The sequence below is a fragment of the Nocardiopsis yanglingensis genome (assembly GCF_045809185.1).
Lineage (GTDB): Bacteria > Pseudomonadota > Gammaproteobacteria > Xanthomonadales > Xanthomonadaceae > Stenotrophomonas > Stenotrophomonas yanglingensis.
This window is the reverse complement of record NZ_JBJNRH010000002.1, coordinates 210185-232126: the sequence shown is the minus strand read 5'-3', so window position 1 is coordinate 232126 and position 21942 is coordinate 210185. Positions and strand designations below refer to the sequence as shown.

Sequence of the window (21942 nt, the reverse complement as noted above, 5' to 3'; positions counted from 1 at the left end):
GACAGGCAGGGCCATTGCCGGGATGGCAGGCCATAATGCCTCCAGTCCAGGCACGGAGTTGCCGAATGCTGATCGTTGCCCTTCTGCTGGTCCTGCTGGTGCTGGGCCTGAACGTGGTGGCTACCGTGGTGATCGTCAGGCGCGATGGCCTGTCGTCCGGGGGCCGGGCGGTGCAGCTGCTGCTGATCTGGCTGCTGCCGCTGGTCGGCGCGATCCTGTGCATGGCGGTGGCCACGGCCGATGGCTCGGGCAGCCGGGGGGAGGGCGGCGCAAGCCATGACACCTCCGTTGACTATTCCGGTGACAACCACAGCCATCACAGCTACAGCAGCTCCGACTGCAGCAGTGATGGCGGTGGCGGTGACGGCGGCAGCTGCGGCGATTGATGAGACGCTTCTGGATGCCGGCCAGCGGCCGGCACTACCAGGGCGCGACCTCGGCTGGGTAGTGCCGGCCGCTGGCCGGCAACCTCAACAGCTCAGCCGCCGCCTTCGGTCGGCAACGGTGCCGGCACGTTCAGCAGGCCGCCCGCCGCCACATAGGCGGCCAGTGCCTGGCCCTGGCTGAGCAGATGGCGTTCCATGGTGCGTTCGGCAGCCTGCGCGTCGCGGCGGCGGAAGCATTCCATCAGCTCGCGGTGTTCGGCCAGCGACTGCGCGGTGCGGCCCGGCGTCAACAGCTGGCGGCCACGATGCATCTTCAGGATGCGATGCAGGTCGTGGGTGATACGGATCAGCCACGGATTGCCCGCGTAGTGCTGCACGGTTTCGTGGATCAGGTAGTTGTTGCGGTAATACTCGGCGATGTTGCCCTCGGCCGCCGCGGTTTCCATCGCTGCATGCAGTTCTTCCAGCTGCTGAACGCCGGCATCGTCGATGTGCCTGACCGCCTCGTGCGCGCAGCGGCCTTCCAGCATCGCCATCACCGGGAACAGCTGGTTGAGGTCTTCCAGCGTCAGTCGCGTGACTCTGCTGCCACGGCCCGCATCGATCTGCACCAGGCCTTCGGCAGCCAGCAGCTTCAGCGCCTCGCGCAGCGGCGTGCGACTGATGCCCAGTTCTTCGCAGAGCGCGGGCTCGTCGATCCACTCACCCGGCGGCAGCCGGTAGTCGTAGATGCGCTCGCGCACGTGTTCGGCCACCTCTTCGTACAGAGGTGCGCGCTTCTTCGGTGACCGCGGGGCAGGGGCAATAGCCATGCGCAGAGTGTAACGCCAGGTCGTGCCGACCAGTGGCCGGCACGACCGTTCGGCGGTTACATCCAGCCCGGCACCACGAACACCAGCCAGGCCAACAACGGCCCCAGGGCCACCACCAGGCCGCTGTACACCAGGAAACGACGGAACAGCGTCTCGCGCTCTTCCTTCGCGGCCGAAGCCACCACCAGCGCGCCATTGGTGGAGAACGGGCTGACATCGACGATGGTGGATGACACCGCCAGCGCGCAGATCACGCCGGCCGCGCTGAGGTGGCCCTGCATCAGGAATGGCACGGCCAGTGGAATCGTCGCGCCGAGTACCGCTGCCGATGAGGCGAATGCAGAGACGATGCCGCCCACGTAGCAGACCAGCAGTGCGCCCAGCAGCGGGATGCCGATGTCGGAGACACCATTACCGATGAAGTCCACCGCACCGGCATGTTCCAGCACGCCGATGTAGGTCACCACGCCGCAGATCAGCAGTACGGTGGACCAGCTGATTCCATCGACCGCACCCTTCTGGCTTTGCGGCGACAGCAGCGCCAGTGCCACCGCCACCGTGATCGACACCAGACCGACATTGAGGTTGTAGATCAGCGCGGCCACGCCCAGGCCAAGCAGACCGATCAGGGTGAACAACCGTTCGCGGGTCAGGTTCACCGCATCCAGTGCCACCGGATCATTGGACAGGGTGCCACCGCCAGCGGCAACCAGCGCGCCGTGGCCTTCGATCGCGAACTGGCGCGATGACGCCTGCGGGCCACCGGCCATCGCCAGCTCCGCGTTGCCGACTGTTCCCGTCGCGGTGATCGAACCACGACGCAGCAGGGCGATGCCACCGAAGGCGAAGAAGCAGATCGTCGCCATCATGAAGTTGAAGCCCAGACTGGTCAGGAACACCGCCATCTCGGTCACTTCCAGCCCGGCCTTCTGCACCACGCCGTTGGTGATGCTGCCGTACACGCTGATCGGCGAGAAGCCGCCCGCCTGTGCGCCATGGATGACCAGCAGGCCCATCATCAGCGGGTTGATGTTGTACTGCTTGGCAAAGCGCAGCGCGACCGGGCCGATGATGGCCACCGCTGCCGGGCCGAGCGCTCCGAAGGCGGTCAGCACCGCGGTAATCACGAACATCACCCACGGAATGGCCACGATATGGCCGCGCACCGCTTTCACTGCCCAGTGCACCAGCAGGTCGATGGTGCCGTTCTTCTGCGCGATGGCGAACAGGTAGGTGATGCCGACCAGGGTCAGGAACAGATCGCCGGGAAAGCCGGCCAGGACCTCCTTGCCACCCATGTCGACCCACAGCCCGCCGATGATGAAGGCCAGCGCGAAGGCGACCGCACCCATGTTGATCGGCATCGCCGTGGCGACGATGAACATGATCACCAGACCGATGATCGTTGCGATTTGTGGACTCATGCGCCCTCCCAGACAAGTGACTCACGTACAGCGCGGATGGAGACCCGCCATCCCGGGGTAAGGCGACGTACTGCGTGGTGCGTGATACGTACTGCTCGAACCCGTTACTGCAGCCGCTCCAGCGCGCTGCGGACCCATGCCGCGGCGCCTTCAAGGCTCTGGAACTCTTCCACCGCGCGTACTTCGCAGCACGGATAGGCCGGCGCGACCATGCGCGCCAAGGCGTTGCCCGGGCCCAGCTGCAGGAACACCCGCGCGCCACGCTCGAAGGCCTGGCGCATCACCTGCGCCCATTCGATGGTCTGTGCCAGCTGCGCCGACAGCGTGTGCACCACTGCAGCGCGATCCCGCACTGGGCGGGCATCGACGCCGGCCAGCAGTGGCAGCCGCGGCGCCTGCACCTGCGCAGCGTCCAGTGCGGCGGCAAACGGTGCCACTGCGCTGGCCAGCAGCGGCGTGTGCGCGGGCACATGGACCGGCAAGGGACGGATTTCCGCGCCGCACGCCTGCACGTCTAGCGCCAACGCGTGCAGCGACGGCCGTGCGCCGCCTACGATGAAGTGGTCGTGGCCATTGGCGATCGCGATGAAGACACCATGCGTATCGCACAAGCGCTGCGCGGCAATGCGGTCCAGTCCCAGCACTGCCTGGAGCCCGGCGTCATCGGGGCTGGCGGCATCCATCAGCCGTGCGCGCTGCGCGGACAGTGCCAGGCAGGTGGTGGTGTCGAAGCTGCCGGCGATGGCATGTGCGGCGAGCTCGCCGATGCTGTAGCCCGCGATCACCGCCGGTGTTGGCAAGACGTCGCGCAGGCCCTGCCAATGCGCCAGGCTGGCCGCGCACAGCAAGGGCTGGGCCTGCACATTGTCGAAACGGTCGTCGGCCGCCGCGGCGGCGAATACATCGCGCCCCAGCAGTTCGCCCGTGGCATCGAGCACCGGCCGCGCGGCAGCAAGGTCGCGCACGCGATCGAACATCGCCGGATGCTGTGCGCCTTGTCCGGGGCAGAGCAGGGCAAGGCTCATGCGCCCTCCTGCTGCAACAGGAACAGGCTGCAGGCAAGCAGGTCGGCGCTGCCGCCGGGGCTCAGGTGACGCGCAACGAAGGCATCGGCAATGTGCTGCAGGCGTGGCTGCCAATCGTGCGCAAAAGCACCACCTTCGGCCAGGAAGCGGTGGGCCTGCTGCCGCGCCCAGCGCAGGCCTTCCGCACCACCGCGATGCAGCAGGTTGAGGTCGTCGGTGTGTGCGACCAGCTGCATCAGCGTGTGGCACATCGCGGCTTCGCGTGGCAGGCCACTGGCCAGCGCGTGGCGCAGGCTGGGCAGCGCCACCTCGCGCAACAGCGGGTAACCGGCAGCGGCCTGTTCGCGCACGCCTGGCACCTTGTGCAGGGCGCGCGCGCGCTGGCCGGGGCTGCCTGCATCCAGTGGCGCGTGCGCGAAATCCGCAGCCCAACGACGTACCTCCAGGCAGACCTGCTCACCCGTGGCGGCATGGCCCAGGCGGGAGCGGCAGGCCGCGGCGGCCGCTACCAGCAGGCCGAGGCTGAAGATCGCGCCACGATGGGTATTGATCCCGGCGGTCGCGCGCAGCATCGCGGCTTCGGCGGCGATGCCACGTCGGCGCAGGGCACCGAAGTCCGCCCCGGCGGCACCGAGGTGTGCCACGGCAGCGAAATAGTGGCGCAGCGCGAACAGGCTGCGCAGGAACGTGCCGGCGTCCATGTCGTGATGGCTGCCGCGGTTGAAGGGTGTGACCAGCCCGGGCTTGGGTGCCAGTGCCAGTTCCGCATGCAGGCTGGCGACGGCCAGGCGGCCCAGGCGCGCGCTGTCCGCGGCCGAATGGGGGTGGGCAGCGCTGCGCACGACAGCGTTCATGCGGTTGCCCCGGCGGCGTTGAACAATGCATCGCGCAGTTCCAGTGCAGCGCCGTCGGCGCGCTTGACCAGCATCTCGCGACTGCGCCCGGCATACTCGCGCCAGTTCACGGCGCCGCCGTCGGCCAGGCACAGTTCGCCATCGACGCGACGGCCGTACTCGGATTCCCATGCCTGCAGGCTCGCGACCAGCCTGTCGGCCTGCGCTGCGCCGTCGGCCTGCCACAGCAGGTCGATGTCCGAACGCGCATGCACGTAGGGCAGATGGCTGAGCAGCTGCCAGGCAAACGCACCGAATACACGTGCCGGGGCGATGGCCTGCAGTGCCTGCAGCGGGTGTCGCCATTCCTCCGGCAGGTTGCCTTCAAGCGCCGCCTGCAGTGTTGGCGGCGCCTCGGTCCGCAGTACTTCCTGCAGCGGCACGCGCAGGGCCAGGCGCAGTTTGCCCTCGGCGGGTGGCAGCGGCACGCCGAGGCGCAGGCGGGGATCGGCATCGTCAACGGCACGACGCGCAACGATGGCCGGCAGACCCTGCGCAAACCAGTTGGCCAGGCGCAGCTCATGCGCAGCGATGTCCGCCTGCCAGCCGGCGCGCGCCGACAACCAGACCAGCGTATGGCGGGGCAGCCGCTCAGGCATCGCCCTGGCTCACGGCTGCAGCCACGCGTGCGGCCAGCATGCGACCGCCACGTTCGGCTCCGCGCACGGCGCGGCGGTCGCCTTCGGCGGGCGTGCGCAGCGCCTGCAGGAGGTGGGCGGCCAGGTTGCCGTTCCAGATCGAGTTCACCGCACCCATCGCTACGTAGTTCTCCACGCCCGGCGCGAACACCGGTGAGGTCAGACTCAGCGCCTGCAGTTTCTCCAGCGGCTGCTTGGTCACCCTTGCCATCGCGCGCAGGTCCATTACCCGCACCTGCGCATCGGGCAGCGCGTGGATGTGGTCGGCCATCAAGCCGAACGACAGGAAGCCGCCGCTGACCGATTCGCCATAGACCAGGGTCACCAGCCGCGCACCGCGTCTGCGTGCCAGATCCAGCGTCTGCGCCAGGTGCGCGAAGCAGCCGTTGATGCCAAGCAGTTCGTCACGGCGTGCCAGGCGTTGGCCTGCGGTGTCGACCAGCATCACGATCGGTCGTTGCGGATGCGCGGCGGTGCTGGCCAGCACGGTTTCGGCCAGCGCCATTGCGTGGTCCACGCCGACTTCGAGTTTGTCGGCGGTACCGATCACGGTCACCTCGCCATCCTCGGTGGTGGCGCTGCCGGTCAGCACCGAATCGTTCACCGCAATGGCATGCCCATGCGGAAACAGGGCATCGAGCAGTGTCTGCAACGGCATGCTCATGGCAGACTCCGGTCGGCGGTGGCGATGAGGAAATCATCGGTGTCGAGCAGTGGCAGTCGTTCGGGGTGGGGAATGCCCAGCCGCGCCCAGATCTCCAGGCCATCGCGGCAATCGCTCCAGGCCTGCGCGCGTGCCTTCAACGCGACATGGCGGGCCTGCAGCGCACTCAATGCCGCATCGGTATCGGTGCTGGCCGTGTCCGGCTGTAGTGCATCGAATGCTGCCTGCGCGAACGCCTCGATGGCATCCGGTACCAGCACCTGTGCCTGATCGATCAGGTAGCGGTGCTTGCCTCCCGTTACGCGCCAGACCAGCGCACGATCACGGGAATCGAACTCTTCCACGCCGCGTACGGTTTCGATCACCTCTGGTCCGGACAGCGACAGCCGGCCTTCCTCGGACATGATCACCGTGCTGCAGCAACGAGCAACGATACCCATGCCGCCGAATGCGCCGTTGCCGCTGCCGATCAGCGCGATCACCGGCACGCCCGCTGCACGCGCGTCCAGGGTGGCGCGCATGATCTCGGAAATGGCAATCAATCCCGCGTTGGCCTCGTGCAGGCGTACACCGCCGGTATCGAGCAGCAGCAACACGCCGTCGGGCCGGGTCGCCGCCGCACGGCGCAGCAGGCCGGTCAGCTTTGCACCGTGCACTTCGCCGACGCCGCCGCCCATGAATTCACCCTGCTGCGCGGCCAGCAGCACGCGCTTGCCGCGCAGCGTGGCTTCACCGACGACGATGCCGTCGTCGAACGCCGCCGGCTGGTCCAGCTGCGCCAGATGCGGGCTCATCATCCGTTGCGCTGGGCCGAGGAATTCGCGGAACGAGCCGGCGTCGATCAGCCCGGCGATGCGCTCGCGTGCATCGGCTTCGTAGTAGCTGTGGCGCTGTACGTGGCTCATGGCGTGCCTCCGGCCAGCAGGGTTTCCACCGCCTGGTCCAGGCGCAGGCTGACCACCGCCGGGGTCGCACCGGCGTCGTTGATCGAGATGCGTACATCGCGCAGCGGATGGCGCCGCGCGAAATCGCCGATCACCGCCTCCCAGACGCGGCCAAAGCCCTGCGCGGCGGTGATGATGCGTACCGTCATCGCGCCGTCCAGCGCGGCCGGTTCCAGAAGGACTTCCAGGTTGCCCGAGGCCAGCACGCCGACCAGTACTGCATCGCGCGGAAACTGCACCGCCGTGTGTCCTTCGAATCGATAGTCGAGGGTTTCCATGCTCAGCCCCTTACCAGTTGCGGAAGCGCTTGGGCGGGTCGTACAGGCCGCCGGACCAGCGCACCAGGTCCTTCACCGAACGCGCCGCAAGCAGGTCACGGCTGGCATCGCGCACGGAGATGCCGAGGTCATCCGGGCGGCGGATCACGCCGCGGTCGCGCAGGTTCTCCACCATCGCGCGGTCGCGCCCCATGCCCACGGCGGTATAGCCGGCCACGCCGCGGATCGCCTGTTCGCGCTCCTCAGGGGTGCGGCACAAAAGCAGGTTGGCGATGCCTTCCTCGGTCAGCACATGGCTGACGTCGTCGCCGTAGATCATCACCGGCGGCAGCGGCATGTCCGCGCGTTCGGCCAGTTCCCAGGCATCCAGGCGTTCGACGAAGGCCGGTGCCATGTGCTCGCGGAAGGTTTCCACCATCTGCACCACCAGCTTGCGGCCACGCGGCATCTCACCGGGGCGCGCGGCCTGCTGGCCGGCCTTGATCCAGGCGTCGCTGGCATGGCGGCGGCCACGTGCATCGGAGCCCATGTTCGGTGCGCCTCCGAAGCCGGCGATGCGGTCGCGGGTGGCGGTGGAGCTGTTGCCCTGCAGGTCGATCTGCAGGGTGGAACCAATGAACATGTCGCAGGCATACAGACCGGCGGTTTGCGAGAACGCGCGGTTGGAGCGCATCGAGCCATCGGCACCGGTGAAGAACACATCGCCTCGCGCGGCGATGTACTTTTCCATGCCCAGTTCCGAACCGAACGAATGCACCGATTTGACGAAGCCCGATTCGATTGCCGGAATCAGTGCCGGGTGTGGGTTCAACGCCCAGTGCTGGCAGATTTTTCCCTTCAAGCCGAGCGATTCGGCGTAGGTCGGCAGCAGCAGCTCGATGGCGGCGGTGTCGAAGCCGATGCCATGGTTGAGGCGGTTCACGCCGTACTCGGCGTAGATGCCCTTGATCGCCATCATCGCCATCAGCACCTGGATCTCGGAGATCTGTGCCGGATCGCGGGTGAACAGCGGTTCGATGTGGTTCGGCTTCGGCGCCTGCACCACGAAGTTGACCCAGTCAGCGGGGATATCGACGCGGGGGAGGGTATCGACGATCTCGTTGACCTGGGCGATGACGATGCCACCACCGAACGCGGTGGCCTCGACGATCACCGGGGTGTCTTCGGTATTTGGCCCGGTGTACAGGTTGCCGTGCCGATCTGCGGCCTGTGCTGCGACCAGGGCCACGCGCGGGGTCAGGTCGATGAAGTAGCGGCCGAACAGTTCCAGGTAGGTGTGGATGGCACCGATCTGGATGCGCCCTTCGGCCACCAGGTTGGCCAGCCGCACCGATTGCGGGCCGGAGAAGGAGAAGTCCAGTTTCGAGGCGATGCCGCGTTCGAATACATCCAAGTGCGAGGGCAGCGACAGCACCGACTGCACCATGTGCAGGTCATGCACCCGCGCGGGATCGAGGTCGGCCAGGCACTGGGCGAGGAAGTCGGCCTGCTTCTGGTTGTTGCCTTCCAGGCAGACCTTGTCGCCCGGCTCCAGCAGTGCGTGCAGCAGTTCGCCGACGTCGGCGGCGGCGACCTCATGGCCGCGTGCCCAGGGCGAAGCACGCTCCAGACGTGCCTGGCGGCTGCGTTCCAACGTATCCCAGCTCGGGTTCATCGACCGGCTTCCGATTGGCGTTGAAATAATTACGGCATAATTACGATGGGTGTGCAACCCGCGGTGCAGCAAATGAAAGGGCCCGCGCGGAGGCGGGCCCATTCAGATAGGCCACGACCGTGGGTCGTGGCGGAGGGCGTGCCGACCAACGGTCGGCACCCACCAGGCACCCACCGGGTCGCGGGTCGCTCAGAACTTCCAGCGCAGGCTGGCCGACACGAAGCGCGGCTCGCCGAAGTTGTTGTAGTCCAGGTTGGCCCAGTAGGTCTTGTCCAGTGCGTTGCGCACGCTCAGCGTTGCGGTCCAGTTGTCGCTGATGCGGTAGTTGGCGTTGAACTGCACCAGCATGTAGGCCGGCTGGTTCACGGTGACCGTGCCGCCCAGCGGATAGGCGATGTTGTAGCCCTGCACCTTGCTCTGCCACTGCACGCCACCGCCAACGCTGAGGCGTTCCAGCGCACCGCGCAGCTGCAGCTGCGTGTTGAGCTGCAGCAGATCCTTCGGCGGGTTGGCGTACAAAAGATCGGTGGCGGCGCGGGTCACCTTGACGTGGGTGTAGCCGGCATTGACCGTCCAGCCCGGCAGGATCTCGCCGTTGACGTCCATCTCCCAGCCGCGCGCCTTGGTGCCGTTGACGCCGATGTAGGCGGAGGTGCCATCGCTCAGTGAACCTTCCGGCACGCCCATGTCGCGCACGGCGTAGTTGTCCTGCTTGGCCTCGAACACGGCGGCATTGGCGGTCAGGCGGCCGTCCAGCCACTGGGTCTTGATGCCTGCTTCCAGGTTCGAGCCCTGCACCGGTGCCAGCAGGTTCTCGTTGCGGTCCTTGAAGTTCTGCGGGTTGAAGATCTCGGTGTAGCTGGCATAGGCCGACACGTTCGGGGTGATGTCGTAGACCAGGCCCACGTAGGGAGTGACTTCATCGCTCACCTTGTACGCACCGCTGGTTCCGGTGTAGGCGCCTGCGGCGTTGTACGAGCGGCTGAGGGTTTCCCAGCGGCTCAGGCGTGCACCGGCAATCAGTGACAGCGGATCGGCCAGGCGCAGGCGGGTGGCCAGGTAGATGCCACTCTGCGTGGTCTTGGCCACGCGGCGCGCGCCGGTGCGGCGGTAGGTCACCTCGGAGATGTCGCCGTTCCAGTTGTACACGTTGGGAATGTAGTAGCAGCGCTCGCCGCCGCAGCGTGCCCAGTCGTTCGGGAAGTTCAGTGCCAGGGTGTTGGTGGTGCCTTCAAGATCCGACCACTGCGCACCGAGGGTGACATCGTGGTCGCGGCCGAACAGATCGAAACTGCCGGTCAGGTAGGCATCGACATTGCGGCGGGTGTCTTTTGAATCACCGGCGGCGGCACGCAGGTAGATGCCCGAGCCGGTCACCGGGTCCGGGTTGCCGGTGCCGTACAGGCGCACGTTCTGCACGTTGCCACGGGTGTAGGCGGTGTTGATCTTCAGCAGCCAGTTGTCACCGAAGCGCTGTTCCAGGTTGGCGAAGGCGGTATTGCTCTCGCGCTTCCAGTAGCTCCACTTCGGCGACAGGTTGGTCGAACGCGGCAGGTGCGCGAAGTTGCCCTGGTTGTCGAAGAACGGCACGGTGCCCCAGGTAGAGCCGGTGGGGTTGTTGTCCTGGCTCTGGTAACCGAGGGTGATCGTGGTGCTGTCGGTGACGTCGCCTTCCAGCACCGCCATGCCGGCCATCTTGTTCTCGTCGTAACGGTCGTAGTACAGGCCACGATCGGTGTAGGCGGCGACCACACGGCTGCGGAAGCGGCCGTCGGCGGTCAGCGGTGCGGTCACGTCGGCTTCCATCCGGCGGTAATCCCAGCTGCCGGCGCTGACTGCGAACGACGCATCGAATTCCTTGCCCGGGCGCTTGCGCAACAGGTTGACCGTGGCCGAGGGCACGCCGGCGCCGCTGAGCAGGCCGTTGGCACCGCGGATCACTTCGATACGGTCGTAGAAGGCGGTGTCGTATTCCTGGTTGGTGGAGCCGCTGTAGGTGGGAATGCCATCGACCTGGAAGTCGGTGATGGCGAAGCCGCGTGCGTAGTACAGCGGGCGCTGGGTGTCATAGAAGGACACGCTGACGCCGGTCACGTTGCGCATCACATCGTTGATGCTGAACAGCGATTCGTCCTGCAGGCGCTTCAGGCTGATCGCGGTGGCCGACTGCGGGGTTTCCTGCAGCGTGATCGGCAGACGGGTGGTGCTGGCCGGCGGCGCTGACTGCTCGGCGCGCACGCTCACCCGGTCCAGGGTCTTGGCATCGGCAGCGCCATCGGCGGCGGCAAACGCGCTGGGCGCGGCCAGCAGGGTCAGAGACGAAAGCAGGGCAGCCGGCAGTAGCGCGCGGCGGGGCAGGCGGTTACGGAGGGGCAGGGACATGGTGGGCTCGAGGCTTGGAAGCGGGGAAGGGCGGCAACAGTCGTCCAGCACCCGGGGCGGCGGCTTCGGGCACAGCAGGTCCATCTGGGAAGGGCGCGGTCACTGCGCAGGACGCAAATGTAAATAATTCTTAACAACATTACAATTCGCGTCATCGTGCATAGGCTTTCCGGCGCAGAGCAGTGGCGGGCCGGGGGCGGATCCCGTTGCCGTAGGCAATGGGCGCTGACCCCATCATCGGTGCCCAAGCGCGGGTCAGAGCCGTCCCGTGCGGGAGGGATCCGGCCCGCAGCCCTGCAGACACGGACGGCCACCCGAAGGTGGCCGTCCGTGTCTGCTGCAGGGAATCTGCCAGGCTTACAGCGCCTGCAGTTCCTCGTTGGCGTTGCGCTTTTCCTTGGCTGGTGCCGGCACCGCTGCCGGCGCGACCGCCGGGGCCGGCGCCGCCGCGTTCGCGTCCACCGGCACCTCCAGGTACGGCAGGCGCAGGGTCTGGCTGGTCAGCGTACGGATCTCGTTGACCAGCGCGGCGCTGTCGTTGAGCTTGCGCCCGTACGACGGCACGATCTCGCGCAGGCGGGTTTCCCAGCCCGCCTTCATCTGGTCCGGGAAGGCCTTGGCCATCAGGTCCAGCATGATCGGCGGCGAGGTCGACGCACCCGGCGAGGCGCCGAGCAGGGCGGCGATGGTGTGGTCCTTGTCGGTCACGATCTCGGTACCGAACTGCAGCACCGGGCCCTTCAGCGGATCACGCTTGATGATCTGCACGCGCTGGCCGGCGGTGACCAGCTTCCAGTCACCCGGCTTGGCATTGGGGAAGTACTTGACCAGCTCGGCCTGGCGGTCGGCATCGTTCAGGCGCGCCTGGCCCATCAGGTACTGCACCAGGTCCAGGTTGTCCTTGCCCACTTCCAGCATCGGGCCGACGTTGTTGTGGTTCACCGACGAGTACAGGTCCCACCACGAGCCGTGCTTGAGGAACTTGGTGCTGTACAGCGCGAATGGCCCGAACAGGACCACCGGCTTGCCATCCAGCTTGCGCGCATCCAGGTGCGGCACCGACATCGGCGGCGAACCGGTTTCGGCCATGCCGTAGGCCTTCACGCCATGGCGCGAGGTCACGTCCTGGCCCTGGAAAGCGAGGAACTGGCCGCCGACCGGGAAGCCGGCGTAGTCCTTCGATTCCGGAATGCCGGACATCTGCAGCAGCTTCAGCGCGGCGCCGCCGGCACCGATGAACACGAAGCGTGCGTGGGTGGTGGACTCGGTACCGGCCTTGAGGTCCTTCACCGTCACGTTCCAGCTCTTGTCGGCGTTCTGCCGCAGCGCGCTCACTTCGTGGTTCAGGTGCAGGCTGAAGTTCGGGCTGCGCTGCAGGCCGGTGGTCAGCTGGCGGGTGATCACACCGAAGTTGACGTCGGTACCGAGCGGCATCCAGGTCGCGGCGACCTTCTGCTTCGGGTCACGGCCTTCCATCAGCAGCGGTGCCCACTGCTTGATCTGTGCCGGATCCTCGGAGTACTGCATGCCGTAGAACAGCGGGTTCTTCACCAGGGCCTGCTGGCGCTTGTGCAGGTAGGCGATGTTGTCATCGCCCCAGACGAAGCTCATGTGCGGGGTCGGGTTGATGAAGTCGCTGGGCTGGCTCAGCCGGCCTTCCTTCACCTGGTGCGACCAGAACTGGCGCGAGACCTCGAACGATTCGGCGATGCCGACCGCGCGCTTGGTCTCGATGCTGCCGTCGGGCAGTTCCGGGGTGTAGTTCAGTTCGGCGAACGCCGAATGGCCGGTGCCGGCGTTGTTCCAGCCGTCGGAGCTTTCGCCGGCGACGCCGTCGAGGCGTTCGTAGACCTGGATGTTCCAGTCCGGCTGCAGTTCCTGCAGGTAGGTGGCCAGGGTGATGCTCATGATGCCGGCGCCGACCAGCACAACATCGACGGGCTTGTCGTTGCTGGCGGCGGGCACCGAACGCTGGGTCAGCGGCCAGTACAGGAACAGCGCGGCGGCCAGCAACAGCAGCACGAGCAGGGCGAGCAGGGCCTTGCCAAATTTCTTCATGGGGGCGGGATCGTTGGCGGAGGGGAGGATGTCAGGATGCGCATGAAGCAGGGAAAGGGCGTGAAGAAACAACGCCTTGCAGCATCCATCCGCGATTCTAACCGGATCCGGTCCGTTTTTGATGCAACGCAGCATCCGACGTTTCGCGGCACCGTCACGCGAAGCGCCGGGCCACGCCCGGCTCAGACCAGCTCGAGGATCTCGTCACCGGCCTCATCGATCTCGCCGGTCGGACGCCAGCCCAGGCGGCGGTAGAAGCCGTGCGAGCGCGAACGCGGGTCGGCCGAGCAGGCCAGGAACAGGCGCCGGTGGCCGGCATCGCGGGTCAGGCTGACCACTTCCTGCAGCAGCTGGCGGCCGATGCCGCGGCCCTCGTACTCCGGCAGCAGCGCCAGCACCAGCACCTCGCCGCTGTCGTGGTCGGCGAAGCAGTAGCCGACCATGCGCTCACCCTCCCAGGCGACGCGGCCGATCGAATCGCCGTGGGCGATGCCGGCCGCCCAGCTTTCCGGCGTGATGCCCAGCTCCGCCAGCTGGGCGGCACTGAAGGCGTTCTGGCGGGTGCGTCCGCGCAGGTCGATGCAGGCGGCGGCATCTTCGGGGCGCGCATCGCGGACGAATACAGGCATGCAGGGCATCCTTGCAGTGATCGGCCGACCAGTATCCGCATCGCGCATGGACCCGGTGTGTAGGGTTGATGGAGATCCGATGGAGCAAAAAGGGGACGGAGGGGATTAAGTCGTCTTTGCCCCGTATGTCGTTTGGGCCTTAAACGACTTAATCCCCTCCGTCCCCTTTTCAACGCTTGCGCCGGATCAGCGCGGAGGAAGCATCCAGCACCGCGCGGGTCAGCAGGGCCATGGTCTGCACGTCGCCCTTCCAGTGCTGCCAGTACAGCGGCACGTCTTCCCACGCGCGCTGGCGTACGTAGACCAGGCGGCCGGCGTCCAGGTGCCGTTTGACCAGCGGCAATGGGTTCATGGTCCAGCCCATGCCGCCCAGGTTGGCCTGCACGAAGGCGCGGGTGGAGGGAATCCACCAGGTCGGCGCGGTGCTGGGCAGGTCGTCGCCGGCCATGCGCCGGGCAAAGCGCGACTGCATTTCGTCCTTGCGGTTGAACACCAGCACCGGGGCCTGCGCCAGCGCCTGCGCGGTCACGCCCTTGGCGAAATGGCGCTCGCGGAATTCGGGGGTACAGGTGGCGGCATAGCGGATGCTGCCCAGCGCATGGATCTGGCAGCCCTGCACCGGCTCGTCCAGTGTGGTCACCGCGCCCAGCACCGTGCCCTGGCGCAGCAGTTCGACGGTGTGGTCCTGATCCTCCACGCGCAGGTCCAGGGTGGTGCCGGTGCTCTGTGCGAACTGCGAGGCGGCCTGCGGGAACCAGGTTTCCAGGCTGTCATGGTTCACCGCCACCGGGATGCTGGCCTGCGGCAGGTCCTCATCGGCCAGGCCCATCCGGTGCAGCGCGTCGTGCTCGAGCAGGGCGGTCTGCTCGGCCAGCTGCACCAGCACCTGGCCCTCGGCGGTGGCGGTGGCCGGGGTGCCGCGCTTGACCAGCAGGCGACCGACCCGGTCCTCCAGTGCCTTGACCCGCTGCGAGATGGCCGAGGGCGTGACATTCAGCGACTGCGCGGCGCGGTCGAAGCTGCCTTCGCGGATTACCGCGGCCAAGGCGCGCAGCTGGGCATGGTCGATACGCATCGAATTAAGTTCCGCTAATGTTGGTTTAGGAAGTTTAGCTCGTCTTTTTCATGTTGCGGCGCGACAATGGCGCTCGTTCCGGTGCTGTCCGCCTTCGCGAGGCACCGTCCCCCAAGCAAGTAAAGGCAGTGAATCCCATGTTCTCGGTCATCTCCGCCAGCACCGGCCTCGGTGCCTGGTTCTCTGGTGCAGCCACCGGCATCGGCCTGTTCGCCGTGGTCGGGGCCCAGAGCGCCTTCATTCTGCGCCAGGGCATCCTGCGCAAGCACATCGTGCCGGTGGTCGCCACCTGCGCGGCCATCGATGCCATCTTCATCTTCGCCAGCGTGGCCGGCCTGCGCACGCTCACCTCGGCACTGCCGTGGCTGACCACCGCCGTGCTGTGGACTGGTGTCGCGTTCCTGGCCTGGTATGCGATGAAGTCGGCACGCCGTGCGATCGCCGGCGGCGGTGGCATGGGCGAGGCTGACAGCGACGACGGCAGCCGCCGCGCGGTGCTGATGGCCGCGGTCGGCTTCTCGCTGATCAATCCGCACTTCTGGCTGGACATGATGGTGATCGGCTCCATCGCCGAGAACTTCGGCAACGCCCGCATGGCCTTCGCCGCTGGCGTGGTCACTGCCAGCTGCCTGTGGCTGACCGCGCAGGGCCTCGGCGCGCGCCTGCTGGCGCCGCTGTTCACCAAGCCCAGCACCTGGCGCGTGCTCGACGGCACCATCGCCGTGATCCTCAGCATCCTGGCCCTTACGTTGGCGGTGCGCGGGGTCCACTGACCCGGCGCACGCCCCCCGAACCCACGTCCTGACTCTCTCTCCAAGGTAGTGGTAACGACGGCACCGGCAACGGTGCCGTCGTTTTTTGTGCGCCACTGGCGGGGCGGGCGGTGGCTTGCCTAGAATCGCCAGGGCGGACAGGGTGTCTGCTTGAAGGGGGAAGGATGCGCAAGCGTTGGATGGCTGCCATGGTGGCGGCCGTAGTGTCGTGCGGCAATGCCATGGCCGTCGATCTGGAAGCTTACGTTCGTCAGGAAATGTTCGGCGACATCATCCTGTCGCCTGATGGCGAGTACCTTGCCGCCACCGTGCCTGGCGAGGACTACACCGGGCTGGTGATCCTGCGCACGGCCGACCACAAGATGGTCAGCACGACGCGGCCGCCCCGCAACAACCATGTCAGCGATGTGCGTTGGGTGAGCGACAGCCGCGTGGTATTCGGCCTGGCGGAGAAGTTCGGCCAGCGCGACCAGCCTTCGTTGACCGGTGAGCTGATGGCAATGAACGCCGATGGCGGCAGAGCTGAACTCCTGGTTGGCTACCGCGTGCAGGGCAGGGGACCCGGTACGCGCATCCAGCCGAAGAAGGTGGAGGCCGTCGCCGCTTTTCTGACGGACGACCTGCCAGACGACGACCGCAACGTCATCATCGCCGTCTCGCCTTTCACCGAAGATCCGTTCACCCGTGCCGAGCGGATGGATACACAGACCGGCAAGCGTGTAGTGATCGCGCTCTCACCGGTGCGCCGCGCGCATTTCACCACGGACGCCAAGGGCGAGGTGCGCTTTGCGCACGGTGCGGGTGCGGACAATGTAAAGAAGCTCTATTACCGTTCCGCAAGCAGTGCGCAGTGGGTTCTTGTGAATGACGAGACGGTCAGCGGCCGCATTGAAAGCGCCCTCGGCTTCACAGAAGACGGTCGGCTGGCGATCCTGCGCAGCGAGCAGAAGCAGGGGCCGGATACCCTCATCAGCTGGGACCCGGTCACCGGCGAACGCAAGTTGCTGGCCCAGGACCCGGTGGTCGACCCCAATCGCATCATCTACCGTGCCGGCACGTCGATCCCGGTTGGCGCGCTTTACCTTGGGGATGTGCCGCGCACGCGGTTCTTCGACGAGACCGCGGTGGAAGCGCGTCGCTACCGTGCCCTTGAAGCCGCGTTCCCGGGCCAGACGATCTACATCACCTCCAGTACCCGGGATGGCAGATTGGCGCTGGTGCAGGTGTGGTCCGGCTCGAACCCGGGCGATTTCTACCTGTACGACACCGAAAAGCGCAACGTCAATTACCTGGTCAGCCGCAGCGAATGGATCAATCCGGACAAGGCGGCGGTGGTCAGGCCGGTGGCCTTCAACGCGCGTGACGGGCTCAGCCTGCATGGCTTCCTGACCCTGCCGCATGGCAGTGACGGCAAGGGCCTGTCAACAGTGATCCTGCCGCATGGAGGGCCGATCGGCGTTTTCGATGACGGCAGGTATGACCGCGAATCGCAGATGTTCGCCGCCGCCGGCTATGCCGTACTGCAGGTCAACTTCCGCGGCTCGGGCAACTACGGGCGCAGGCACGAGCAGGTGGCGGCGCAGCAGTGGGGCAAGGCGATGCAGGACGATGTTACTGATGCCACCCGCTGGGCTATTGCGCAGGGTATCGCCAACAAGGACCGCATCTGCATCTATGGCGCCAGCTACGGTGCTTATTCGGCGCTGATGGGCGCCGCGCGCGAGCCGGGCCTGTACCAGTGCGCGGCCGGCTATGTCGGGGTGTATGACTTGCCGTTGATGTTCAACCGCGGTGACATCCAGGACCGCGCGGCGGGCATGACTTACCTGCGCGAGTGGCTGGGTGATCCGGCCAAGCTGGCTGCGGTCTCGCCGGTCAACCTGGCCGATCAGATCAAGGTGCCGGTGTTCCTGGCAGCCGGTGGCGAAGACAAGCGCGCCCCGATCCTGCACACTGAGCGCATGGAAGCGGCACTCAAGCGCGCCGGCACGCCGGTGGAAAGCCTGTACTACAAGACCGAAGGCCACGGCTTCTACACCGAAGCCCATCGCCGCGAGTACTACGACAAGCTGCTGGCGTTCCTGGCGCGCAGCCTCGGCGGCAAGACCGCGACGACCGCGCCGGCGGCCGGCAAGGACAAGGCGCCCTGAGCTGACAGGGCGGCGGATGATCGTTCCGCCGCCCTGGTTTTCCGTACGCGCGGGATTTATTTCACCCCGTGCATCATCTTCTTCAGCAGCGGCGCGGCGATGAAGGCGGCCAGCGCACAGCCCAGGCCGATCCACATCAGCAGCCAGAACAGGTGCGCATAGGCACCGGCCGCGGCCACCATGTCCAGCGATTCGCCTTCCGGCACCTCGATCGCGGCCAGCTTGCCGAACAGCGCGGCCAGCGTTTCCGAGAATGCGGTGGCCAGGAACCAGGTGCCCATCATCAGGCTCATCACCCGTGGCACGGCCAGCTGGGTCACCGCCGACAGGCCGACCGGCGACAGGCACATCTCGCCGCTGGCCAGCAGGAAGTAGGCCAGCACCAGCCACCACACGCTGGCCATCTCGCCGGTGGCGCCCACCTGCTGTGCGGCCAATGCCAGCGGCACGAACGACAGCGCGCCGATCACCAGACCCCAGGCCGACTTCACCGGCTTGCCCGGTTCCCAGCCGCGGCGGTCCATCCACGTCCACAGTGCGGCGAAGGCCGGCGCCAGCAGCACCAGGAACAGGCCGCCGAGGTAGGTCAGCGATCCGGCGGTCTGCGGAATCACCAGGCAGTCGCGCACCAGCAGCACCAGCATCAGCGCAACGATGCCGATGAAGAACGCACGCGGTGCGGTCGAGCCGGGGCGCCGTTCGGACAGGCGCGCGCTGACCACGAAGCCCAGCGGCGCCAGCAGCAGCGAGATGATCGACCACGGCAGCGGCGTACCGCCGGTGATCACCAGCGAGGGCACGATGTCCTTGGTCAGCAGGCGGTCGGTGAAGGTCACCCACGAGCCGTACGACTGCTCGTACATCGTGAAGAACACCAGCGCCATGAAGATCAGCACCATCAGCGCGATCATCTGCTGGCGCTGTACCGGCGTGCACTTGCTGCCGGTGAACCAGGCGAACCAGACCAGCACGCCGCCCAGCACCACCAGCATCAGCATCAGCGCCAGGCTGATTTCACCGCCCAGCGCGAACGCGCCGTTGCCGGCCGCCCACATCAGCCACGCGACCGGCAGCACACCGAGCACCGCGCACAGATAGATGAGCCATTCGCGGGGCAGGCCCAGCACCTTCTGCTTCAGCGCAGCCGGCTGCGGTGGTTCGGCATGGCCCTGCAGGTATTTCTGGCCCCACAGGAACATCGCCAGGCCGGCCAGCATGCCGATACCGGCTGCACCGAAACCGTACTTCCAGCCATAGGCCTCGCCGAGGAAGCCGCACACCAGCGAAGAGAACAGCGCACCGAGGTTGATGCCGGCGTAGAACAGCGAGAAGCCCGAATCGCGACGCGGATCGTCCTTGGCGTACAGCTTGCCGACGATGGTGGAGATGTTCGGCTTGAGGAAGCCGACGCCCATGATGATCAGTGCCAGCGACAGGTAGGTCACCGCCAGTGCCGAGGTATCGCGCACCACTTCGCCGTTCACCCGGTACGCCGCGTGGCCTTCGAAGGCCATGCCCAGATGGCCGAGCACCAGCAGGATGCCGCCGAACAGCACCGCCCGGCGCATGCCCAGCCAGCGGTCGGCCAGCATGCCGCCGAACACCGGGATGCAGTACACCAGGCCGCCATAGGCGCCGAGCAGGTCCAGGCCGGCCTTGTCGCCGAACAGGTGGTACTTGGTCAGGTACAGCAGCAGCAGCGCCTTCATGCCGTAGAAGGAGAAGCGCTCCCACATTTCGGTGAAGAAGCAGACGTAGACGCCCTTGGGATGGCCCAGGAAGTCGTCGGAGGCGGTAGCGGCAACGGTCATCGACGGCGGGGACAGCGGAAAGGGCGCGATTATAGAAGGGGAAGGGCCGGATCACGGCGCTTATGACAAATGCGACTTAATCCCCTCCGTCCCCTTTTTGCGGCAGGTGTTGCCTGGCCTTGCCGGATCGGCCGGTTGGCGTTGCCGAGCGGGTCGGGGAGGGCGTTGGGCCATGTCCGGCGGTGACCATGCGCACTGGACTTGCCGCCCCCTGAACGCTAGCGTGATCGGGATTTTTTGCCAGCAGGGGCTTCCATGAACCACGACGCTGCGCCCAAGCAGCTCACCTTCCGCGCAGTGGCCCTGGCCATCGTGCTGGCGGTGGTGCTGTCGGCCGCAAACGCCTACCTCGGTCTGTTCGCAGGCCTGACCATCGCCACCGCCATTCCCGCCGCGGTGATTTCCATGGGCGTGCTGCGCCTGCTGGGCGGTGGCTCCATCCTTGAAAACAACATCGTGCAGACCGGCGCTTCGGCCGGTTCGTCCATCGCTGCTGGTGTGATCTTCACCATCCCGGCGCTGGTGATCATGGGCTACTGGCCGGACTTCAAGTACTGGTGGGTGCTGGGCATCGCCGGTCTCGGCGGCCTGCTGGGCGTGCTGTTCTCGGTGCCGCTGCGCCGTTCGATGATCGTTGAAGACCCGCTTCCGTTCCCGGAAGGCAAGGCTGCGGCCGAAGTGCTCAAGGCCGGTGAGAACCCGGGCCCGGGCCTGAAAATCCTCGGCCTGTCGGCGGTGATCGGTGCCTTCGTCAAGCTGGCCGCGGAAAGCGGCATGCGCCTGATCCCGGACGCCTGGGCCACCTCGGCCTACGTCGGCAGCTCCAAGGTCACCGCCTTCATCGGCACCAATCTGTCGCCGGCACTGCTGGGCGTGGGCTACATCGTCGGCCTCAACGTCGGCATCGTGGTGGTGTCCGGCTCGATCCTGACCTGGCACATCGCCATCCCGATCTACCAGGCGTTCTTCATGAACACCGATCCGGCGCTGGCCGCGTCGGTTGCCGCTGCTTCCTCCACCGAAGCGGCGTTCGCCATCTGGGGCGCGAAGATGCGTTACCTGGGTGTCGGCGCGATGCTGATCGGCGGCATCTGGACCCTGATCTCGCTGCGCAAGTCGCTGCTCAACGGCGTCAAGAGCGGCTTTGCCGCCGCCCGCAAGAGCGGTGGTCCGGTGCTGGCGCACACCGAACGGGACCTGCCGATGAAGTGGATGCTGGTGGCCCTGGTGGTCTTCGTGCTGCCGCTGCTGGCCCTGTATCAGGCCATCGTCGGCCAGTGGCACGTTTCGATCCCGATGACCATCATCATGATCGTCGCCGGCTTCCTGTTCGTGTCGGTCTCGGCCTACCTGGCTGGCCTGATCGGTTCGTCCAACAACCCGGTCTCGGGCATCACCATCTCCACCATCCTGTTCGCCTCGGCCGTGCTGGTGGTGCTGCTGGGCGCTGATGGCCTCAAGCCGGTCGGTGCCGGCGGTGCGCCGCTGGGTGCGGTGGCCGCGATCATGATCGGTGCGGTGGTGTGCTGCGCTGCCGCAGTCGGTGGTGACAACCTGCAGGACCTCAAGGCCGGCTACATCGTCGGCGCCACCCCGTGGAAGCAGCAGCTGATGCTGGGCATCGGTGCGTTCTCGTGCGCGCTGATCATGGCCCCGGTGCTGAACCTGCTGGCCACCGCCTACGGCATCGGCGTGAAGTCCGAGCTGCACCCGAACGCGCTGGCTGCACCGCAGGCCAACCTGATGGCCTCGGTGGCCAAGGGCCTGTTCGGTGGTGAGCTGCCGTGGACCTTCATCGGCATCGGTGCCGTGGTCGGTGCCGCCATCATCGCCTTCGACAGCTGGTTGAAGTCGCGCAACGCCCGCTTCCGCGTGCCGGTCCTGGCCGCCGCCATCGGTATCTACCTGCCGCTGGAACTGATGGTGCCGATCTTCCTCGGTGGCCTGATCGCTCACCTGGTCGAGCGCTTCCACAAGGTGCGCGCCGATGACGAAGAAGGCCGCGACCGCGTGCACAAGCCGGGCGTGCTGTTCGCCGCCGGTCTGATCACCGGCGAGGCGCTGATGGGCATCGCCATCGCGATTCCGATCGTGGTCAGCAGCCGTGCCGACGTGCTGGCCGTGCCGTTCCACCTGCCGGGCGCACAGTGGATCGGCCTGGCCGTGCTGTTCCTGGTCGGTTGGCTGATCTACCGCACCGGCAAGCGCGCCGTGGCGTAAGGGCCATGGGGTCGGATCCCTTCCCGCAGGGAAGGGCTCTGACCCGGTAGTGGGGGGGGGGGGGGGGGGCCCCCCCCCCCCACACCCCCCCCCCCCCCCCCCCCCACCCCACACCCCCCCCCCCCC

18 protein-coding genes are annotated in these 21942 nt (G+C 66.8%); 4 read left to right on the top strand and 14 right to left on the bottom strand.

The features are described from left to right. The first annotated feature begins 65 nt into the window (after nt 1-65). Nucleotides 66-386: a hypothetical protein gene (locus ACJ7C5_RS04275; RefSeq protein WP_412703144.1), complete on the top strand. Its 321-nt coding sequence runs from the start codon at nt 66-68 to the stop codon at nt 384-386. A gap of 92 nt (nt 387-478) precedes the next feature. Here ACJ7C5_RS04275 and ACJ7C5_RS04270 read toward each other — a convergent pair whose 3' ends face one another. The 13 genes from ACJ7C5_RS04270 to ACJ7C5_RS04210 all read right to left on the bottom strand — a co-directional run bounded on the left by ACJ7C5_RS04270 (nt 479) and on the right by ACJ7C5_RS04210 (nt 14862). Beyond that, nucleotides 479-1198: a GntR family transcriptional regulator gene (locus ACJ7C5_RS04270; protein ID WP_094002421.1), complete on the bottom strand. Its 720-nt coding sequence runs from the start codon at nt 1196-1198 to the stop codon at nt 479-481. A 56-nt stretch (nt 1199-1254) separates the two neighbouring features. Next, nucleotides 1255-2622 carry an SLC13 family permease gene (locus tag ACJ7C5_RS04265; RefSeq protein ID WP_412703143.1) on the bottom strand — a complete coding sequence of 456 codons (1368 nt, stop codon included), beginning with the start codon at nt 2620-2622 and terminating at the stop codon, nt 1255-1257. 104 nt (nt 2623-2726) lie between these two features. Further along, the gene (gene mdcH, locus ACJ7C5_RS04260) at nt 2727-3647 is read right to left on the bottom strand and encodes a malonate decarboxylase subunit epsilon (RefSeq protein ID WP_412703142.1); all 921 of its coding nucleotides are present in this window, start codon (nt 3645-3647) and stop codon (nt 2727-2729) included. Then, a complete protein-coding gene (mdcB, locus tag ACJ7C5_RS04255) occupies nt 3644-4501 on the bottom strand; it encodes a triphosphoribosyl-dephospho-CoA synthase MdcB (RefSeq protein ID WP_412703141.1) in 858 nt (285 codons plus the stop codon). Before mdcB ends, mdcH begins: the two co-directional genes overlap by 4 nt. Then, nucleotides 4498-5139 carry a malonate decarboxylase holo-[acyl-carrier-protein] synthase gene (gene mdcG / locus ACJ7C5_RS04250; RefSeq protein WP_412703140.1) on the bottom strand — a complete coding sequence of 214 codons (642 nt, stop codon included), beginning with the start codon at nt 5137-5139 and terminating at the stop codon, nt 4498-4500. Before mdcG ends, mdcB begins: the two co-directional genes overlap by 4 nt. Continuing rightward, nucleotides 5132-5842, bottom strand: coding sequence for a biotin-independent malonate decarboxylase subunit gamma (gene mdcE / locus ACJ7C5_RS04245; RefSeq protein ID WP_412703139.1), 711 nt, complete (start codon nt 5840-5842; stop codon nt 5132-5134). Before mdcE ends, mdcG begins: the two co-directional genes overlap by 8 nt. Then, complete coding sequence (locus tag ACJ7C5_RS04240; RefSeq protein WP_412703138.1) at nt 5839-6747, bottom strand: biotin-independent malonate decarboxylase subunit beta; 909 nt, start codon at nt 6745-6747, stop codon at nt 5839-5841. Before ACJ7C5_RS04240 ends, mdcE begins: the two co-directional genes overlap by 4 nt. Continuing rightward, the gene (gene mdcC / locus ACJ7C5_RS04235; protein ID WP_412703137.1) at nt 6744-7064 is read right to left on the bottom strand and encodes a malonate decarboxylase acyl carrier protein; all 321 of its coding nucleotides are present in this window, start codon (nt 7062-7064) and stop codon (nt 6744-6746) included. Before mdcC ends, ACJ7C5_RS04240 begins: the two co-directional genes overlap by 4 nt. A gap of 10 nt (nt 7065-7074) precedes the next feature. Continuing rightward, nucleotides 7075-8718: a malonate decarboxylase subunit alpha gene (gene mdcA, locus ACJ7C5_RS04230; protein ID WP_412703136.1), complete on the bottom strand. Its 1644-nt coding sequence runs from the start codon at nt 8716-8718 to the stop codon at nt 7075-7077. A 189-nt stretch (nt 8719-8907) separates the two neighbouring features. Then, on the bottom strand, nt 8908-11100 hold the full coding sequence (locus ACJ7C5_RS04225; RefSeq protein ID WP_412703135.1) for a TonB-dependent siderophore receptor: 2193 nt from the start codon (nt 11098-11100) through the stop codon (nt 8908-8910). A 357-nt stretch (nt 11101-11457) separates the two neighbouring features. Next, nucleotides 11458-13158: a malate dehydrogenase (quinone) gene (mqo, locus tag ACJ7C5_RS04220; RefSeq protein ID WP_412703134.1), complete on the bottom strand. Its 1701-nt coding sequence runs from the start codon at nt 13156-13158 to the stop codon at nt 11458-11460. Nucleotides 13159-13340: 182 nt separating this feature from the next. Beyond that, nucleotides 13341-13787 carry a GNAT family N-acetyltransferase gene (locus tag ACJ7C5_RS04215; RefSeq protein WP_412703133.1) on the bottom strand — a complete coding sequence of 149 codons (447 nt, stop codon included), beginning with the start codon at nt 13785-13787 and terminating at the stop codon, nt 13341-13343. 169 nt (nt 13788-13956) lie between these two features. Then, complete coding sequence (locus tag ACJ7C5_RS04210; RefSeq protein WP_006424060.1) at nt 13957-14862, bottom strand: LysR family transcriptional regulator ArgP; 906 nt, start codon at nt 14860-14862, stop codon at nt 13957-13959. 137 nt (nt 14863-14999) lie between these two features. On the opposite strand from ACJ7C5_RS04210, the gene ACJ7C5_RS04205 reads away from it, so the two are divergent. Both ACJ7C5_RS04205 and ACJ7C5_RS04200 read left to right on the top strand, forming a co-directional pair. Continuing rightward, on the top strand, nt 15000-15635 hold the full coding sequence (locus ACJ7C5_RS04205; RefSeq protein WP_005408523.1) for a LysE/ArgO family amino acid transporter: 636 nt from the start codon (nt 15000-15002) through the stop codon (nt 15633-15635). 164 nt (nt 15636-15799) lie between these two features. Further along, a complete protein-coding gene (locus tag ACJ7C5_RS04200; protein WP_412703132.1) occupies nt 15800-17785 on the top strand; it encodes an alpha/beta hydrolase family protein in 1986 nt (661 codons plus the stop codon). 56 nt (nt 17786-17841) lie between these two features. Here the strand turns inward: ACJ7C5_RS04200 and ACJ7C5_RS04195 are convergent, their stop codons facing one another. Beyond that, nucleotides 17842-19596 (bottom strand): peptide MFS transporter, encoded by a 1755-nt coding sequence (locus ACJ7C5_RS04195; protein WP_412703131.1) that lies wholly within the window; start codon nt 19594-19596, stop codon nt 17842-17844. Nucleotides 19597-19851: 255 nt separating this feature from the next. Between ACJ7C5_RS04195 and ACJ7C5_RS04190 the strand changes: the two genes are divergently transcribed. Continuing rightward, a complete protein-coding gene (locus ACJ7C5_RS04190) occupies nt 19852-21816 on the top strand; it encodes an OPT family oligopeptide transporter (protein ID WP_125427809.1) in 1965 nt (654 codons plus the stop codon). The last annotated feature ends 126 nt before the right edge of the window (nt 21817-21942 follow it).

What these genes read in the sequence shown, in the direction of transcription:
- ACJ7C5_RS04275 (WP_412703144.1), top strand. Translation starts at nt 66, where the DNA reads ATGCTGATCGTTGCCCTTCTGCTGGTCCTGCTGGTGCTGGGCCTGAAC.
- ACJ7C5_RS04270 (WP_094002421.1), bottom strand. Translation starts at nt 1,198, where the DNA reads ATGGCTATTGCCCCTGCCCCGCGGTCACCGAAGAAGCGCGCACCTCTG.
- ACJ7C5_RS04265 (WP_412703143.1), bottom strand. Translation starts at nt 2,622, where the DNA reads ATGAGTCCACAAATCGCAACGATCATCGGTCTGGTGATCATGTTCATC.
- mdcH (WP_412703142.1), bottom strand. Translation starts at nt 3,647, where the DNA reads ATGAGCCTTGCCCTGCTCTGCCCCGGACAAGGCGCACAGCATCCGGCG.
- mdcB (WP_412703141.1), bottom strand. Translation starts at nt 4,501, where the DNA reads ATGAACGCTGTCGTGCGCAGCGCTGCCCACCCCCATTCGGCCGCGGAC.
- mdcG (WP_412703140.1), bottom strand. Translation starts at nt 5,139, where the DNA reads ATGCCTGAGCGGCTGCCCCGCCATACGCTGGTCTGGTTGTCGGCGCGC.
- mdcE (WP_412703139.1), bottom strand. Translation starts at nt 5,842, where the DNA reads ATGAGCATGCCGTTGCAGACACTGCTCGATGCCCTGTTTCCGCATGGG.
- ACJ7C5_RS04240 (WP_412703138.1), bottom strand. Translation starts at nt 6,747, where the DNA reads ATGAGCCACGTACAGCGCCACAGCTACTACGAAGCCGATGCACGCGAG.
- mdcC (WP_412703137.1), bottom strand. Translation starts at nt 7,064, where the DNA reads ATGGAAACCCTCGACTATCGATTCGAAGGACACACGGCGGTGCAGTTT.
- mdcA (WP_412703136.1), bottom strand. Translation starts at nt 8,718, where the DNA reads ATGAACCCGAGCTGGGATACGTTGGAACGCAGCCGCCAGGCACGTCTG.
- ACJ7C5_RS04225 (WP_412703135.1), bottom strand. Translation starts at nt 11,100, where the DNA reads ATGTCCCTGCCCCTCCGTAACCGCCTGCCCCGCCGCGCGCTACTGCCG.
- mqo (WP_412703134.1), bottom strand. Translation starts at nt 13,158, where the DNA reads ATGAAGAAATTTGGCAAGGCCCTGCTCGCCCTGCTCGTGCTGCTGTTG.
- ACJ7C5_RS04215 (WP_412703133.1), bottom strand. Translation starts at nt 13,787, where the DNA reads ATGCCTGTATTCGTCCGCGATGCGCGCCCCGAAGATGCCGCCGCCTGC.
- ACJ7C5_RS04210 (WP_006424060.1), bottom strand. Translation starts at nt 14,862, where the DNA reads ATGCGTATCGACCATGCCCAGCTGCGCGCCTTGGCCGCGGTAATCCGC.
- ACJ7C5_RS04205 (WP_005408523.1), top strand. Translation starts at nt 15,000, where the DNA reads ATGTTCTCGGTCATCTCCGCCAGCACCGGCCTCGGTGCCTGGTTCTCT.
- ACJ7C5_RS04200 (WP_412703132.1), top strand. Translation starts at nt 15,800, where the DNA reads ATGCGCAAGCGTTGGATGGCTGCCATGGTGGCGGCCGTAGTGTCGTGC.
- ACJ7C5_RS04195 (WP_412703131.1), bottom strand. Translation starts at nt 19,596, where the DNA reads ATGACCGTTGCCGCTACCGCCTCCGACGACTTCCTGGGCCATCCCAAG.
- ACJ7C5_RS04190 (WP_125427809.1), top strand. Translation starts at nt 19,852, where the DNA reads ATGAACCACGACGCTGCGCCCAAGCAGCTCACCTTCCGCGCAGTGGCC.